The organism is Asticcacaulis endophyticus (genome assembly GCF_014652575.1).
Lineage (GTDB): Bacteria > Pseudomonadota > Alphaproteobacteria > Caulobacterales > Caulobacteraceae > Asticcacaulis > Asticcacaulis endophyticus.
Window position 1 is genome coordinate 144,584 of sequence record NZ_BMZB01000002.1, and the last position, 16,123, is coordinate 160,706.

General features: G+C 55.5%; 14 protein-coding genes. 7 read left to right on the forward strand and 7 right to left on the reverse strand.

The window, feature by feature from the left end:
* Window positions 1-95 precede the first annotated feature (95 nt).
* From IE102_RS09170 to IE102_RS09200, 7 genes are all read left to right on the forward strand, one after another.
* On the forward strand, window positions 96-809 hold the full coding sequence (locus IE102_RS09170; protein ID WP_229807665.1) for a porin: 714 nt from the start codon (window positions 96-98) through the stop codon (window positions 807-809).
* Between the two features lie 172 nt (window positions 810-981).
* On the forward strand, window positions 982-3,270 hold the full coding sequence (locus tag IE102_RS09175; protein ID WP_189486209.1) for an NADP-dependent malic enzyme: 2,289 nt from the start codon (window positions 982-984) through the stop codon (window positions 3,268-3,270).
* A 231-nt stretch (window positions 3,271-3,501) separates the two neighbouring features.
* On the forward strand, window positions 3,502-4,524 hold the full coding sequence (locus IE102_RS09180; protein ID WP_189486210.1) for a helix-turn-helix transcriptional regulator: 1,023 nt from the start codon (window positions 3,502-3,504) through the stop codon (window positions 4,522-4,524).
* 421 nt (window positions 4,525-4,945) lie between these two features.
* Window positions 4,946-6,049: a helix-turn-helix domain-containing protein gene (locus IE102_RS09185; RefSeq protein ID WP_189486211.1), complete on the forward strand. Its 1,104-nt coding sequence runs from the start codon at window positions 4,946-4,948 to the stop codon at window positions 6,047-6,049.
* 271 nt (window positions 6,050-6,320) lie between these two features.
* Window positions 6,321-8,027 carry a methyl-accepting chemotaxis protein gene (locus IE102_RS09190; protein WP_189486212.1) on the forward strand — a complete coding sequence of 569 codons (1,707 nt, stop codon included), beginning with the start codon at window positions 6,321-6,323 and terminating at the stop codon, window positions 8,025-8,027.
* On the forward strand, window positions 8,027-8,365 hold the full coding sequence (locus IE102_RS09195; protein ID WP_189486213.1) for a hypothetical protein: 339 nt from the start codon (window positions 8,027-8,029) through the stop codon (window positions 8,363-8,365). Before IE102_RS09190 ends, IE102_RS09195 begins: the two co-directional genes overlap by 1 nt.
* 106 nt (window positions 8,366-8,471) lie before the next feature.
* The gene (locus IE102_RS09200; RefSeq protein WP_189486214.1) at window positions 8,472-9,428 is read left to right on the forward strand and encodes a glucokinase; all 957 of its coding nucleotides are present in this window, start codon (window positions 8,472-8,474) and stop codon (window positions 9,426-9,428) included.
* Window positions 9,429-9,506: 78 nt separating this feature from the next.
* On the opposite strand, the gene IE102_RS09205 is transcribed toward IE102_RS09200, so the two are convergent.
* From IE102_RS09205 to IE102_RS09230, 7 genes are all read right to left on the reverse strand, one after another.
* Window positions 9,507-10,154 (reverse strand): class I SAM-dependent methyltransferase, encoded by a 648-nt coding sequence (locus IE102_RS09205; RefSeq protein ID WP_189486215.1) that lies wholly within the window; start codon window positions 10,152-10,154, stop codon window positions 9,507-9,509.
* The gene (locus tag IE102_RS09210) at window positions 10,151-11,518 is read right to left on the reverse strand and encodes a sigma-54-dependent transcriptional regulator (protein ID WP_189486216.1); all 1,368 of its coding nucleotides are present in this window, start codon (window positions 11,516-11,518) and stop codon (window positions 10,151-10,153) included. The genes IE102_RS09205 and IE102_RS09210 overlap by 4 nt, the downstream gene beginning before the upstream one ends.
* Window positions 11,515-13,224: a sensor histidine kinase gene (locus IE102_RS09215; RefSeq protein ID WP_189486217.1), complete on the reverse strand. Its 1,710-nt coding sequence runs from the start codon at window positions 13,222-13,224 to the stop codon at window positions 11,515-11,517. Before IE102_RS09215 ends, IE102_RS09210 begins: the two co-directional genes overlap by 4 nt.
* A 231-nt stretch (window positions 13,225-13,455) precedes the next feature.
* On the reverse strand, window positions 13,456-14,109 hold the full coding sequence (locus tag IE102_RS09220; protein ID WP_373295597.1) for a hypothetical protein: 654 nt from the start codon (window positions 14,107-14,109) through the stop codon (window positions 13,456-13,458).
* Window positions 14,110-14,226: 117 nt separating this feature from the next.
* Complete coding sequence (locus tag IE102_RS18025) at window positions 14,227-14,553, reverse strand: nucleotidyltransferase family protein (protein WP_308429915.1); 327 nt, start codon at window positions 14,551-14,553, stop codon at window positions 14,227-14,229.
* A gap of 96 nt (window positions 14,554-14,649) precedes the next feature.
* Window positions 14,650-15,333 carry a PIN domain-containing protein gene (locus tag IE102_RS09225; RefSeq protein ID WP_229807666.1) on the reverse strand — a complete coding sequence of 228 codons (684 nt, stop codon included), beginning with the start codon at window positions 15,331-15,333 and terminating at the stop codon, window positions 14,650-14,652.
* Between the two features lie 5 nt (window positions 15,334-15,338).
* Window positions 15,339-15,995, reverse strand: a complete 657-nt coding sequence (locus IE102_RS09230) for a hypothetical protein (RefSeq protein WP_189486218.1) — start codon at window positions 15,993-15,995, stop codon at window positions 15,339-15,341.
* Window positions 15,996-16,123: the final 128 nt, after the last annotated feature.

Sequence of the window (16,123 nt, forward strand, 5' to 3'; positions counted from 1 at the left end):
CATCCTCCCCGTTACCTCAGGCCCCACCGGTACCGCCATTCCGCGGTGGGGCCTCTTTTCTCACAATAACAATAATACCTGCAAGGAGTCGAACCATGTCGAATTCAGTAATTCTGCGCGCCCTAATGACCTCTGCCGTTGTTGTTTCGGCTCTCAGCCTGACGCCATTCACCGCCATGGCTGAAACATCTAAGTTCAAATTTTCGGGCCAGATCAATGCCTTATCCGACGGTATCTACCGCGGTGTCAGCCAGACCGAAGGCTTGCCCCAGTACACCGCAGGCGCTCAGGTCGCTTACGGCAAATTCTTCGCCGGCACCTTGTTCAAAACCATGCGCGACCGGGCGACGGGCGTCGACAATCAAATTCAGTGGCTCGTTGGATACAAGACTAAGTTTAAGGGTACAGACATCACCGCGCGGGCCATTTACAAGCAATATAATGGCATCCGCGTCGGCACCGATAATGAGTTCATAGAGTACGAGATCAATGCGGCGCACAAGCTGGCTAAGAACACGACCGGTCGGTTAACTCTGGCCTATAGCCCGGATAACTACGGGAAGGCCAAAGAGGCGACCTATGCTGAAATCGGTCTCGACCAGCAAATCACCCCGAAGTTTACGGTGATGGTCGCCAATGGGTTTCGTCACAACGAGAACAGCGTTGACTACACAAGCTACCTCGCCGGCGGTCGCTATGCGCTCACGAAAACCCTCAATGCCAGCCTGACCTTTACCACGACGGATAAGGGCAAGTTCGCCGACAAGTACGATGACAGCGTGTTCATCACCTTGTCCCAGAAATTCTGAGGGTAAGCGTTTAATTCGAAGCTGGGTTTAAGACGCCAGCAGAACGCAAGGGGCGGCGATATAGAGTTCGCCGATTGAACCAGAGTGGATGTCTTCAGCCGCATCTGGCCGCTCCTTAATTGTTAAGTTCGCAGGCCGTTCTGCGTTCATCACGCCATAATTGGAGTTTAGCGTGCCCGGTAAGAAGCAGACGTTCAGTGATGATGAAGCCCTTCACCTGCACCAGTATCCGCAGCCGGGTAAGATTGCGCTGTTGGCCACAAAGCCGATGGCCACCCAGCGTGATCTGGCGCTGGCCTATTCGCCGGGGGTGGCCGTGCCGGTGCGAAAGATCGCCGAAGATCCTGATGCGGCCTACGATCTTACCGCCAAAGGGAACATGGTGGCGGTGATATCCAATGGTACCGCTATTCTGGGTTTGGGTAATCTGGGGGCGCTGGCCTCAAAGCCGGTCATGGAAGGTAAGGCGGTGCTGTTTAAGCGCTTTGCCGATATCGACAGCTTTGATATTGAAGTCACGACCCAAGACCCTAATGAGTTCATCACGGTGGTCAAGAACATTACCCCGGCGTTTGGCGGGATCAATCTCGAAGACATCAAGAGCCCTGAGTGCTTCATTATTGAGAGCGCCCTTCAGGATCTGGCCGATATCCCGGTCTTCCACGATGACCAGCACGGCACGGCCATCATCGCCGCCGCCGGCCTGATCAACGCGCTGGAAATTACCGGCAAGACAATGGAAGACGTCAAGGTCGTGCTCTGTGGTGCCGGCGCCGCGGGCCTGTCGTCGCTGTCGCTGATCAAGGCGCTGGGCGTCAAGCACGAGAACACCGCGGTCGTCGATATCCACGGCGTCGTCTACAAGGGCCGCACGGTCGATATGGACCAGTGGAAGTCGGTCCACGCCACCGAAACCAAAAAGCGGACATTAGCCGAAGCGATGGTCGGCGCAGATATCTTCCTCGGCCTCTCAGCCAAGGGCGTGCTGACGCCGGATATGGTGGACACCATGGCCGCCAACCCGATCATCTTCGCCATGGCCAATCCTGATCCGGAAATCACACCGGAAGACGTCGCCAAGGTGCGCACCGATGCCATCGTCGCCACCGGCCGTTCGGACTATCCCAACCAGGTGAACAACGTGCTGGGCTTCCCCTACATCTTCCGCGGCGCACTCGATGTCCGCGCCCGCCGCGTCAATCACGAAATGAAGCTGGCCGCCGCCAAGGCGCTGGCCATGCTGGCGCGCGAGGATGTGCCCGATGAGGTGGCCGCCGCCTATCAGGGACGACATCTGACCTTCGGCCGCGACTACATCATCCCGTCGCCGTTCGATCCGCGCCTGATCTGGTATGTGCCGCCGTTCGTCGCACAGGCCGCCATGGATAGCGGCGTGGCGCGCCGACCGATTGAGGACATGGAAGCCTACCGCAAGACGCTTGAGCAGCGTCTCGACCCCTCGGCCGGGTTTCTTCAGAACATTACCGCCGCTGTTCGATCACGTCCTGCCAAACGCATTGTATTTGCGGAAGGCGAAGATATCCGCGTCATCCGCGCCGCGCTTGCCTTCAAGGCACAGGGTTTAGGCATCCCCGTTTTGTGTGGTCGAGAGACGCTGATCGTCGAGAACATGCGCGCCGCTGGACTGGACCCAATCGATGCCAATATCGAGGTTATAAATGCCCGCCTGACCGACCGGCGTGAGGCTTACACGCAACTGTTGTACGCACGCTTGCAGCGCCGCGGCTATCTTAAACGGGACGTAGAGCGCCTTATTAATCTCGATCGCAATGCCTTCGCCGCAGCCATGGTCATTTCAGGCCATGCGGATGGGATGGTAACAGGGGTTACGCGATCATTTGACCAGGCTTTCGCGGATGTGATGAGAGTTGTCGATCCGACGCCGGGCGGCCGTGCCATGGGGATGAGCATTGTGCTGGCCAGAGGCAAGACCGTGTTCATTGCTGACACCACGGTAGCCGAATTGCCATCGCCCGAGCAACTGGTCGACATTGCCATGCAAGCTGCGGCCACGGTACGCCATCTTGGCCATACCCCAAGGATAGCGTTTATGAGCTACACCACGTTTGGCAATCCGGGGGGAGAGCGCGGCGCGCGAGTAGCCGAGGCGGTGACCCTTTTGGAAACGCGCAACGTCGATTTTGAGTTCGAGGGTGAAATTCCGCCGGACGTGGCGCTGAACCCAGCGATCTGGGAGAACTATCCCTTCCAACGCCTGACGGCGCCAGCCAATGTGCTGATTATGCCGGCCATTCATTCGGCCTCAATCTCAACCAAACTTATTGAAGCGCTTGGAGGAGCGACCGTCGTGGGGCCGCTCTTGCTCGGCTTGTCCCAGCCGGTGCAAATCTGTCAGTTGGCCGACAATGTGTCCAAGATTCTGACCATGGCGACGTTTGCCGCCTATGACGTGAAGGTCTCGGTCGTGGGTAAAGATTGATTGGGGGGTAAGCGGCAACCCGGCGCCGACCTGGGTGCTGGGCGATTGCCGGGAACTCAGTTTACGCTACTGGTCGTTAAGTATCCCTCTATACTTACATTGTGCGCAGGCAGTAGCTATATCTGTCAGAGGAGAAAGAAGTTAAGACGCCAAAGTCTCAATGGGACGATTCAAAATATGCTCAAGCTTAAGGTTAAATATAACAACAAACGCACATAGAGTATGTTAAATATGGACCACGGTATAAACTTTGACAGCATGTTACCGTTATCATGGGTTGCTTCCGGTAGTGACCTCAAAGGTCTGGCAGATGTGCTCAGACTGGAGCCAAGTTTACGCCCAGAATGCCTTGATCCGTCCTGCCCTTTTAACTGGAAGATGAACCTGACACACCTTGAGGCCAGCAAGTTTGGCGAAAGCGTGTCTCTGTCTGTCATTCATCTGGAGTGCGACAGTAGCTGGGAGGTCAAGTGCCAGAGCTTGGGAAGTGACATCATCATGACCTTGCCGCTTCAGGGTCGCATTGCCTACACTTTTGCCGACGGGGTGGAGGAAACGAGACCGGGGCAGGTGATGATCTACCCGTATGGCGACATGCTGCGCCTTAGATGCATAGCGGAAGATGGGGTTTATCGGACCATCAGTCTCAGGATCAGCCGGAACAAGGTTCAACGCGTGATAACGCGTCGGACGGGGCGTTTCAACCAGGCCAAATTTGATATTCGTCGCCTGGTCCGTGACGGATCGCACAGTCTCTCGGTTGTCGGCCGGCTGATGGCGATGATCACCGAGCCTGTCTTCGCGGCGAACTTGCGCACGGTGTCTGAAGACGCTCGCTATGCTATGATTAATACGGTGGCGCAAGTTATGGTCGATGTCATCCATAGTGAAGAGCGGTACGGAGACGACAAGGCCGATGCGATTCCACTCTATGTGACCAAGGCGCTCACATTTATTCAGAAAAACCTGAAAACCCGAACTTCTGTCCATGAGGTTGCCAGCCATTGTGCTGTCAGTGTCCGAAAACTGGAACGAGGGTTTCGGGATAATCTGGGTGTGTCGCCCACCGAATACAGCAAAAATGTCCGGCTTGAACACATTCGGATGATCCTGAAGCGCGGTGCCTCCGGTCGCTCGATCTCGACGATTGCCGCTGAATTTGGCTTTTCGAACCGTACCCGTTTTCTGCGCGATTATCTGACCAAGTTTGGGGAGGCGCCGAAGGATACACGCACCTCCGAGGGGGGAACCTAATCCGGCTGGCCTTCGGTCTAAACCCTAGAGTAGTTGTCGCACACGGATGGGTTTATTTAATATGGTACATCAGGCGGCAACGGACCGTATTTTGTAACACTATCGCCATTCTTTTGATTGGGACGTCCTGATGCGTAGTGTATTGGCCCCGCCTGTTCTAACATTGTTATCAACAAATGAAGCGGTACTAGCAAGTGACGTTTCATTGCGGGTTGTAGAGTACACGATGACCTCCAGCGCGAGCCGCATTTGCGGCTGCAAGATGTGTGGAAGTATGCGTGACGTATGGGTCTGCGAAGGGATTTTGGTCCTCTGGGCGCTCACCGCCTCTGACCATGAATACTAGGTCCCCGAGCCCACACACCAACCATCAATCGAGACGCACCTGCCAGATATAGGTAAAGAGCAGCAGGCGACGACTATGAGAGTGACGTACGGAACTAAACTATCCTCGGTCCATATTATTGCGATTATGGAACATCTCGGCAAACTCGGGCGGATGGAAGTTCCGGTCGGTCCCAGTGTTGACCCTGTGACTTTTTCTCGCGGATTTCGCCAACTCTTTGACTTGAATGACCAGGAACCAGCGAGGCTGGATAGCGTGGCACGCGCTATTCATGCCTTGGATCGTAGCCTCTTTGTTGAGGACATGGGCGTTATTCGGCAGGGACATGAGCCACCGCCGCGTATCTATCGGCTGTCCCCCAGCTTTATGACAGCGCGTTACGTCGCGTTCGTGTTCATGCCCCTGCACGACGAACATGGTGAGGTAAAGAAATTTTTCGGCCTGGCCCGCGACGTCAGCGTTGAGGAAGTTCGGGCGCGACATAAGAGTCAGAATGCCCGCCGTATCAGCGTGATGATGGACTATTTCGGGGCTGAGTGTGTCTGGAGCGCTGACAAGGGCGGGCAATTGTTTGAACATTTCACATCAGGGCACCTGGACGGCGTCTTGCCAACCTTTGATATGCTACTACCCGACTCAATTCATCCCGACGACCGGGATCTGGCAATGACGGAAATAGCTGGGGCTATGGCAACCGGCGATGCGTTTTCAGTACCCTTGCGCATCTATGGATCGGACGGTGTCGCGAGAAAATACGTCAAGAGAGGCTTTCCTCTGTTTGAGCAAGGGCGCCTGGTTGAGTGGTGGGGCGTTATCATGGCGGATCGGGCGCCTGTGGATTTATCGTCAGCCGAACTGGAGCATGCGATCAGGCTCGCAACGGGGGCTACGATAAGATCCTTATGCGGTCTCCAAGGCTGGACACACGAGGAACTTGCCCAGATGACCGGCATCTCCAGAACGACAATATATCGCATGGTGACCGCCCCCGATATCTTGCTTGGCCAGTTTAAGCACAAGACGGTCGAGGCTGTATTGCAGATCTTCGCCTGCCATGGTGTTCGGTTTTTCATTGATCCACAGGGTTTGCTGGCCCATTCCTGTAGCCTTCGGGGCGGGGGTGCGGAAGGCTTCGGGACGGACGCGCGTGATGCAGAGTCTGACGAAGACCTAGGGTAAGTTTCAGTGACGCAATGAAACGCAAGGCAATGTAAATGACTAGAATCGCTATTTGCGCACTAAGGAATACCGGTCGGCCAAATGAAGCACGGTGTTCGAAATTGTAAGACTAATAGCCTGGCCTTGGCGTGTTTTGGGTCAATTTTAGCGGTATTCTGAGGCCGGATAGCGCCAAAGTCCTGAAAATTTTAAGTCAGGAGATACATCCTTCATTCACCATAACGGCACGGGCAAGGGTTTGCTCTCACGTGTATAGTTTTGGGAGAATAGAATGAACTTCAACAACATTAAAATGCAGATGAAGCTGTTAATTCTGGTGGGCGTAACAAGCGTGATCACTGCGTTTATAGCCTTTTTCGGCGTCACCAACTTTAACCACTTGGCGGATACACTTGTTGAGGTCGATCAGGTCGGGTCAACGGCTGCGGTCGGCGCACGTATGACGCAAGACGTCATCATGTCTAACAGATCTGAGTACCGAATTGCCGCGAGCCCGACGGACGAAACTATTCGCGAGGCGCAGGCTATAAATGATGAAGCCAGTAAGCGTTTTCTTGAGCGTGTCGAGCAAACCTCGAAGGTAGCCAACGACGATGAGAAGGCGCTGTTGGCTAAGGCAAAGCAGGCCTACACCGACTATGCGGCGGGTCTGCAAGATGTGTATGCTGTGGCGCATGATGTTAAAAATACCGCACACCTCGACGGCGAACAGCAGCGCCTATATCAGGCCGTCACCGCAAATCGCGACCGAGCCAATAAGCTGACTGAGGCGGTTAAGGCCTATGGGCAGGCGATCGATAAACGCGGCACGGAGACGGCGCAAAAGGCTGTGGCAGACAGTAAAAAAATCAGCATGATCATGGTTAGCGTCGCGGTGGGCGGGGTTTTGGCCGGTCTGATCGTTGGCTGGTTGATGGCGACCTTTGGCATTGCCAAACCCCTGGCGCGCTCCGTGGACCAACTGCGCGGATTGGCCGACGGACGCCTTGATGTAGAGGTCACGGGCGCGGACCGTCACGACGAATGCGGTGATATTGCCAAGGGACTGGCGATCTTTAAGGAGAATGCCCTTAAGGCACGTGAACTGGAAGCCACAGCGATCGAGTTGAAGCAGCGCGCTGAAGCCGAGCGCCGCCAGGGCATGCTGGATCTGGCCAACGATTTTGAAAAGTCGGTCGGCGGGATTGTGACCATGGTCTCGGGAGCGGCAACAGAGTTGCAGGCCGCGGCGCAACAACTCACCAGTACGGCACAAGAGGCGTCGGCCCAATCGATGGCGGTCTCCGCGGCAGCGGAAGAGGCAGGCGCCAATGTGGCTTCGGTGGCGGCCTCTACGGAAGAAATGGGCGCTTCCGTCTCGGAGATTGGGCGTCAGGTAGAGACGTCGGCGCAAATCTCGCAGACCGCGATGGCTGAAGCGGCTGAAGCCGGTCGGATTGTCGAGGAGTTGACCGAGGCGGCAGAGAGTATTGGCGGTTTTGTTGATATGATCTCGGGTCTAGCCAGTCAGACAAACCTCCTGGCCCTGAACGCAACCATTGAATCGGCGCGGGCTGGTGAAGCGGGCAAGGGCTTTGCGGTGGTGGCGTCGGAAGTGAAGGCGCTGGCGGGTCAAACAGCCAAAGCAACGACCGAGATATCGGAGAAAATCGCGCAGATCCAGGCGGCAACGGCCCGCGCTCTGACCGCGATGCAAAATATTGGAAGCACTATCAATAACATCAATAGCACCTCCACAGCGATCGCGTCGGCGGTTGAGCAGCAGAGTTCGGCAACGCAGGAAATCGTTCACGCGGTCAACCAGGCCTCGATCGGTACAACCGAAGTAACGGCGAACATCACCGGCGTGGCCGACGCGGCCGAGCAAACCGGAAGCGCTGCGGCTCAGGTGCTTTCGTCATCCGGCGAACTGGCTGAGCAGGCGGCACGCCTGCACCATGAAATGGATCAGTTCCTGGCCAATGTCAGGGCTGCGTAATGGAAAACTCTCGGCCAAATGCTAATGTCAGCGCCCATCCTTCCAGCCGAACCTCGGAAAGTGTTGTCAGGCTGGCAGCCTCAATCGATCCCGTAACGCTTCACGAGGATCGCCTGAGGCTCCTGGAAGTGACCAAATCGCAGTTTGAGCGCCTGCGTCGGGAGTGTCTGGAACTGGCTTACATTATGGAAAGCCATAGCCCCGAGACCGTTAGCCAGATGATGGACGGCCTCGACGTTTTCGTTGAGAGTTTTGTAAAGCTTGTTGAGCGTATTGGGATTAAGCCCGCAGCCACAACAGAAGGGGACGTGTCCCACTCTCAAACGTCCATGGCGTGACGATGTGTCCAGGGCCGGTCGCGTGGCAACGCGCGATCGGTTCGGCATCGGACGCCTGTGGGCGAGAGTGCCCGTTTTCCCTTTCCTCAAATCTCCGAGCTATCCTATGGTTGCGTTAGTGCTCTATGTCGATTTCAGCTACGACAATAGCGTAAGAATGGCTGTCGCCGCGCTGGGAGAGCGTCCTCCCAATGCTCGTCTTTACCACTGCGCCTCGCTTGACGACCTCGATGGTGCGCTCCACAATTTTCTTGAAGGCGTCGACAATCCACCCCTGACTGGCGCTGCCTTTTCCATTTGCGGTTGGGAGCGTGACGGCGTGTTTGAGATGCCTAACCACGCCTACCGGATCGACCGTTCGTGGATACGACGACGGCTGGGCGTCAGTCGCTTAAATCTGGTGAACGACTGTGTGGCGCTATCTTTGGCCATCGGTCGCCTTGAGGTGAGCGAGCGATATTTAATTTGTGGTCGAGCGGGCGATCCGCTTCAGACCAAGGCTGTTATTGCGATAGGCCGGGGACTAGGGACAACCGCCATTATCGCCGATGATTTGGGGGCTTCCATGCCGCTGGTTTTGCCGTGCGCCGGCGGCTTTAGCGATCTGCCATCAACCACGGACCGCGAGTATGCCGTGACACGCCAACTGCGCGGCAAATACGGGCAGGCGCTACGTTTGCACGCTGTGTCAACGAGCGGTCTAAGCGACGTTTACGGAGCCTTACGTGTGCTCGATGGCCATCCTGATATAGCATGGGAGGTTCATTACATCCTTGGACTTGCGAGGAAAGGCGACGACATCGCCAATGAGGCTATAGCCTTGGTGACAGGCTGGCTAGCGGCGACCGCATCAGATATGACGCTGAGCCTCGGTGCGTGGGGCGGTGTTTTTCTCGCGGGCTCATTCTTTGATCTCCTGGGCGAGTTGTTTGACCCTGACGCGTTTGCGGTGCGCTTCACCGACAAAGGGCGCTATCTGGCACATCTTCAGGACACCCCTGTGCACCTCGTCAAGACACATCAGCCTGAAATGCTGGGTCTCAGCACACTGTTTGATCTCTAGGGCGGGGAGGGTTTCCAGACTCAAGGTATTCGGTATGTTGCACCGTTGGAGCATGTTGAGGCTGGCCCCGCCGTATGTCTAGTCGCTATCCGGCTTCTTTTGGGCCAACCAGACATTCGCACCGCCGCAGGTCGGATCATCCTCAATAAAGGAGAGCACCTCAAATCCATTTGCCGCCAGAAGGTGACGATAGGCCGATTTGTCGAGGCTCCCGTGATAGAGCGGATAACCCTCAAACGACCCGATAGCATCGCCGTGTGTCGTACCGCTGTTAAAAAGTAGCGCGGCACCCGGACAGCACAGGCGGCCGAAGGTCTCGAACATCGCGGGCTGATCTTCCGGCGTGAGGTGGAAAAAGCTGTTCCAGGCGACCAATCCGTGGAACCTCCCCAATGGGGGCAGGTTTCGCATATCGGCGACCTTCCAGGTGTGATCGGGAAAGGTTTGATGGGCCACCTCGATTAAGGCAATCGCGGCGTCCACACCCGTCAGCCGGCACTCGTTTTCGATCAAGTATGCAGCGATTGGCCGGCCAGAGCCGCAGCCAATGTCAAGCACGTCATGTCCGTCCCGTGGCAAAGCGGCAAGAAAGGCATCGAGCCACGGTCGCTCAATCAAATTGTCGCCGCGCAACCTGATCCAGGCGGCCGCGTTCTCCTGATAGAGCGTAACAACCGTGTCAGCGAATGCGTCTGCAGACAATGTCTTGCACTCCCGGGACGTCATGGCGAAACCTTGAGCCGGAATGACGAAATATCGATCTTGTGGCGCGACAGCTTATCGTAGAAAGTTTTGCGAGGCAGTTTCAGGGCGTGCATGGCATCCTGGGCATTCCCATGACAGGCCGACAGGGTTTCGCGTATCGCCGTCGCTTCAAAGTCTCCAACACGATCGGCCAGGCTCGTATGAGATTCCCGGTCACCGTCTCCGGTCGCGGCCTTGGGGATCATGTTCAGACCCAATGCGAAGCGCTCGGCGTATTGTTCCAGCTCGCGGACATTGCCTGGCCAGTCGTGGCGCTGGAGAAAGGTCGCCGCGTCGGCCGAGAGCAAGGGCATGGGCCGTTTCAATCGAAGGCAGGCATCAACGAGAAAATGCTGAAATAGTAGGGGTATGTCGTCCCGTCGTTCGCGCAGTGGGGGCACTTTTAAGGTCACGCCGCTCAGGCGATAATACAGATCGGCACGGAACGTACCCTCCTGCACGGCTTGACCGAGATTGATCCGGCTGGAGGCCACGATGCGAATGTCGATGGGACGAGCGTCTTCAGCGCCCAGCACCCATAGTTCTCTGGCCTCGACCACACTCAGGAGCTGGGACTGGTGGGGCAGGCTGAGGCCTTCAATATCGTCGAGATACAGTGTGCCCTTTTGCGCCTTTTCAATGCGGCCGGTGGTGCGTCGTGACAATGGCGCCTGGGCTTCAAGCCGGGTGCCGGATTCAACCCCAAACAATTCGGCGGCAAACACGGCGTCGGGCATGGCGGCGCAGTTCACATGCACAAAGGGCCGATTCTTACGCAAACTCTGGCGATGGATCGTCCGAGCCACCAGCTCCTTCCCGACGCCGGTATCACCTTCTACCAGAATATCGACCTCGGCATCAGCCACCTGAGAAATGGTGCGTCGCAGATAGTCCATGATCGGGCTGTTACCGAGGAGCCGTGGGCTTCCATCATGGGTGTCATCATAAAGGCTGCGCAGTTGGCGATTTTCGATCACCAGTCGCCGTGTCTCCAGGGCACGTCGCAACGCGGCACTGAGGGTGTCCATAGAAAAGGGTTTGGTAATGAAATCATATGCGCCGCCTTTGAGCGCGGTCACGGCCATGGGCACGTCGCCGTGGCCGGTCATAAAAATTACTGGTAGCTCCACATCGATAGCCTGAATGCGGGCGAACACCTCCATACCGTCTATGCCCGGCATGCGCACGTCTGTGATAATCACACCGGGAAAATCAGAAGATATGACCTTCAGCGCGTCCAACCCATTGGAAAAGGCCTGCACCATAAAGCCGGCAAGTTCGAGCCCTTGGGTCTGGGCGGCGCGCAGATCGTCATCGTCGTCAATAAAGATCACTCTGGTCGTCATTTTGGCACCTTGCGCAGCTTAATGATGAAACAGGCGCCCACGGAGCGCTCCAGATCCGCTGTCAAATCACCGCCAAAATCGCGCACGATATCCTGAGCAATCACCAGCCCCAACCCCAAGCCTTGTGGTTTGGTGGTCGTAAACGGGATAAACAAAGCCTTCTTGACGCTCTCTGGCAGCCCGGGGCCATTGTCGGAAACGATGAGCCTGACGCTGTCGGCGGATTCCTCCACACGCAGCGTCACCTTGGCGTCAGGTATGCTGCTTACGGCTTCGAAGGCATTTTGCAGAAGATTGACCAGTACCTGTTCCAACCGTACGCGCTGTGCCCAGACTTGCAGCGCAGCGTTAACCTTGGGGCGGATAAACTTGACCTCGTGCGCCTTCATGCGGCTATGAGTCAGGAGAATCGAGCCTTCAATGGCTTCATTGACCGACGTCGGCTCGCTTTCACCTGAGGCCTTACGCGAAAACGCGCGCAACTCACCGGTAATGTGGCCAATACGTTCCGACATCCGGATGATACTTTCCAGATTGCTGTCGATAGCTGCGGGCTTAAGGCCCGCGCGGGCATTTTCGGCCAGGACGCGAATGGTGGCGAGGGGTTGATTGATTTCATGCGCGACCCCGGCGGTAATCTGTCCCAGGTTTGCCAGTTTATTGGCCTGAACGAGGTCAGCCTGGAGGGCGTTGAGGCGCACCTGAGCACTTTGGCGTTCCTCTATTTCTTCCGATAACTTGTCGTTCGCATAGCGTAAGGCGTGTGTGCGCTCGCCCACATCCCGTTCCAACCGGGAGCGGTAGGCCAGATCGGCGGCTTCCCTAAGACGAATGTGCGTGTTGCGTCGCCATGCCCATAGCGCAGCTCCGACGATGAGCAGCTCCGCCAAAAGCGTAATGATGCCTACCGCGAGCGCCGTGGCCTTCACCGTGTCGGTTGATCGATAGACGTGCATTCGCCAGCCGGGCACACTCTCTATCGGCAGCGAAACAGCCAACTGGTCTTGAGCGGGAGGAGGGGGCCTTTTAAACCGAGTTGTGGGATCACCTGCGATGACTATGGTGTTGTCAGCGCCCGTGACGAAAGCCTTGTCAGGCAAACGTGCCCACTCGGACTCCACAGCATTGAATTCGAGCTTTACAACCACCACACCGATGATTTTGTTTCCCGAAACCACACTATGGGACAGAAACAGACCTGGGCGATGGCTCACCATCCCCATGGCAAATTGGGAGGCGACGCCATGTTTAAGTGCTTCGGTGAAGTAGTCGCGGGATATATACGAATTACCCACGAAACTGTCAGGAAAGCCCCAATTGCTGGCGGCTAGAGCCGTGCCCCGTGTATCGAGGACATAAATGACTGTGCTTTTGGTCTCTTTACGTAGAGCTTCGAGTTTGATCGAGACGTCTCGCAGCCGTTCCGGAGATGAGGTGAGGAGGGCATCTTTCAAGTCTCGATCGACGGCCAAAATCGCGGGTGACGTTCGGTGCTTTTCAATCTCACTTTGCAGGACGGCCGCTCTCAACATTGCGGACGCGTTCGCATCGTCCCGCAGTGTGTTCAGGGCGTGCATGTAGGTGGCGTTATAGGTGGCAAATATGAGCGAAAAGCCGATCAGCGTCGCAACGCCGATGGTCCAAAAATAGAGGGGTGATTTTGTTTTCACCAGCTCTGCCACTTTGTCGCGGATCTTACCTGGCATGGCCTCACAGTGTTGTGTGGAACACGAAACAGTTTGTCAGCATATTGGGCGATATTCAACATGAATTACACCGACGCGCCGCGCATCTACTATCATCACTGAGCGCTTCGCCCTCGATCGCGACATTGCACCTGATAAGGTGCCGATGCACAATTTGTTTTTGTATATATAGGTTTGTGCTTGGACCCGAATACGTCTGTTTGCACCTCAGGTGTCCGTCCCGCTGGTAGGTCAGCTTGGCTCAGATGCAGTTTTATTCTCTGCCCGCCACGTGTCGAAACTTTCACGGGCTCTGTCTGTAAGCAGCGAAGCAAATACACCAGGATCGCCTACATACAGACAATGCCTCATGATCGTGAAAGGATTGAGTGGCGTGCCATCACTACGCGATTCAAAATCAGCCTTATATTGGCGAACGGCGCCAATTGTCTCCCGCAGATAGAAATTGAATTTGCCTCGGCTGATATTGGGCTTCAGATCGATGACCTGCTGCGTGAAGCCGTCGACCTTGTGAGGCTCAAAATCCTGCCCCGGGAAAAAGTGCTTAGCGATCCTGAGCAAACTGAAGGCGTTGAGCGGCGCATACGTACGCGGCGAATCGTCTACAACAATTTCCGGCTCGATCTGGGCGATGCTCGATTCTTGCTCAATCTCTGCATAGGCGTCGGTTCGCTCGATCTCCTCGGCGGTGCCATCTCGAACGGCTCGAAACTCTCGATCAGCAAGCTCAAACAAGGCTGCAAGGGTGTTAATTCTCCGTTTTAGACCGTTCGGGATGGATTTCTTGTACTTTATTTTGTGATCAAGAATGCTCCACGAATCCTGAACAACGGTACGAATTTGAAGTTCAAACGGATAGTCCGAGTAAGCTGCGTATTCTTTCAATCCCCTCCGACCTTCGTTGAGCCGCAAGTCTAAGTGCAGGCCCTTGTAACCGAAAGCATCGGCCGTCTCCTCAATCTGTGCGGTCTTGTCTGTTACGCCAAGTACATCAAATTCGTCCTAGATAAGGGCCTTCACCCGTTCCACGTCGTCTTCATAAAAGCAGACAATCCTCAAGCCGATCAGATCAGAGATATGGTCACGAATAGAGTACGCAGTTTTCTCACTTTCGAGGACCGTCAGGTATTTTAGCCGGAACTTACTAAGGCATTCTTCACGCTCCTTGACTCGACCTTCGACTTTCGCGCCTGCTATTGCAGGGTCTGTGGCCAGAAGAGAGCGGACAAGCGTAAGGAATGCGTTGCGTGCGGCATCCATTATATCCCATGATGTATCGTAGAAATCTCGAAACGCAACTTTCTCGGTCTCATAATCTTGCGATGCCATGTAATCTCCCCAGTCAACAGCTTAAACCTTACGTTGAAATTTGGCGAAAGAGAATACCTCGCAAAAACTAATCTTTGTTGTAGAGCGCTACCTTATTTAAATACCAAGCGCGTGTTTGGCTCCGCTCATGTTGGCCGCATAGACAATACTAATAGTGCTAAATTCGGTCGCGATCTCAGGCTTCAAGATCCTGCTATCTGTCAAATATTCATTGGTGTTTGACGACAGAAATACGATTGGTTTTGTAAATCCTGCTAGGCGCAAAGCTGATACGCCCTCAAGGTAGGTCTCATAAATCAGGCAGTCTTTTGATGAGTCCTTGCCGCGCCTTGCTGGAGCGATGCCCGCGTTTAGCCTTGCAAAGGCTTTGGCCGGCGCCAACGCGCTAGGTACTAATGTTTCGAGACTGGAGAGCCAGCGCCCGACAACGGCACGAGCGCGTGCTACATGGTCGTCAAGATGTGCTAAGTCAACAACACCAGGCGCGCCGAAGGCGGCAGAAAGCTCGTTGATGCGCTCGACCTGTTCCCGTATGTTCTTAAGATTGCGTTTTGCCTCATCCTGAATTTTTTGATCATGGTCTGCAAACTCGATCGCCACCTGTTCTGCCATAAGCAGTAAAAGACCCCCAGATTCGGCAGCGACAACGAGATCCATGGCTGCTCGCCGGTCATGAGGTTTGGCGGACTCGCGTGTGGGATCACGCATAATGTCCAGAATGGAACAGGTGTCGATGCACAGCACCGGAACGCCCGCCGACGCTATCGCGTGTACGTCCATGAAATTCAGTGCTCTTGATAGTAGGCGAGAAGAGCCATAGAACTTTCGAAATCGCCGGCAAGGTTGTGAGCAGAGTCCTCGTCCCAACCTTCGGCTTCATGTAACCAACGCGCCAGTCTATCCGGGCCAGGGCTATTGCCGCCACGATGTGCGGCAACCAGAAAATCAAACCAGCGCCGCTGATCCATCGGGTGGCTAGCACCCGACGACTTGTTCGCGGCCCCTGAGAAGCGCCTCAACTTTAGCGCCGCATCTGGCGTCAGCCAATCGTCAATAGTCTGCAGTGGCTCAGTCGTAGAGATTGTGAAGCCAAATTTTGTCGCAACCGGCGCGGCGATGCGGGTAATAAAATCCATTAGCACCGCGTTGTATTGAGTGAAGCTAAGGCTGCCCATCTCCAACGGAATTATGTTGGGAACGTAGTAGCCGTCCTGCGTTCCCCATAACGTTAGCCCGGCTCCCGGGTGGTCCTGGTCAGCATCTCGGCGGAAAAGAACAACGTCGTCCGAGGTCACGGCGTCACGCGCTACGGCTGCCGACCGTTCCAGATCAATACTCCAAGGATCAACCGCCGCTGCCACCAGCGCAGCGCGAAGGGCCGGCTTATTCGGGGTCGGGCCGCGAATTGTCATGTCCTGAAAGACTTCTAGCTTTTCTGTCACATTCTCTCCTTCGAATGCCTTGGGTGGCTTCCATTTAAGCAAAGGCCTGTTCGCTTACATAGGGTTTGTCTTATTTAAATGCTTTTGAGTTGACGTCGCACTTAGGTTGGTTCGGTTTTGAATCATCG

What these genes read in the sequence shown, in the direction of transcription:
- IE102_RS09205 (WP_189486215.1), bottom strand. Translation starts at nt 10,154, where the DNA reads ATGACGTCCCGGGAGTGCAAGACATTGTCTGCAGACGCATTCGCTGAC.
- IE102_RS18025 (WP_308429915.1), bottom strand. Translation starts at nt 14,553, where the DNA reads ATGGCATCGCAAGATTATGAGACCGAGAAAGTTGCGTTTCGAGATTTC.
- IE102_RS09225 (WP_229807666.1), bottom strand. Translation starts at nt 15,333, where the DNA reads ATGGACGTACACGCGATAGCGTCGGCGGGCGTTCCGGTGCTGTGCATC.
- IE102_RS09170 (WP_229807665.1), top strand. Translation starts at nt 96, where the DNA reads ATGTCGAATTCAGTAATTCTGCGCGCCCTAATGACCTCTGCCGTTGTT.
- IE102_RS09190 (WP_189486212.1), top strand. Translation starts at nt 6,321, where the DNA reads ATGAACTTCAACAACATTAAAATGCAGATGAAGCTGTTAATTCTGGTG.
- IE102_RS09180 (WP_189486210.1), top strand. Translation starts at nt 3,502, where the DNA reads ATGGACCACGGTATAAACTTTGACAGCATGTTACCGTTATCATGGGTT.
- IE102_RS09195 (WP_189486213.1), top strand. Translation starts at nt 8,027, where the DNA reads ATGGAAAACTCTCGGCCAAATGCTAATGTCAGCGCCCATCCTTCCAGC.
- IE102_RS09185 (WP_189486211.1), top strand. Translation starts at nt 4,946, where the DNA reads ATGAGAGTGACGTACGGAACTAAACTATCCTCGGTCCATATTATTGCG.
- IE102_RS09210 (WP_189486216.1), bottom strand. Translation starts at nt 11,518, where the DNA reads ATGACGACCAGAGTGATCTTTATTGACGACGATGACGATCTGCGCGCC.
- IE102_RS09200 (WP_189486214.1), top strand. Translation starts at nt 8,472, where the DNA reads ATGGTTGCGTTAGTGCTCTATGTCGATTTCAGCTACGACAATAGCGTA.
- IE102_RS09215 (WP_189486217.1), bottom strand. Translation starts at nt 13,224, where the DNA reads ATGCCAGGTAAGATCCGCGACAAAGTGGCAGAGCTGGTGAAAACAAAA.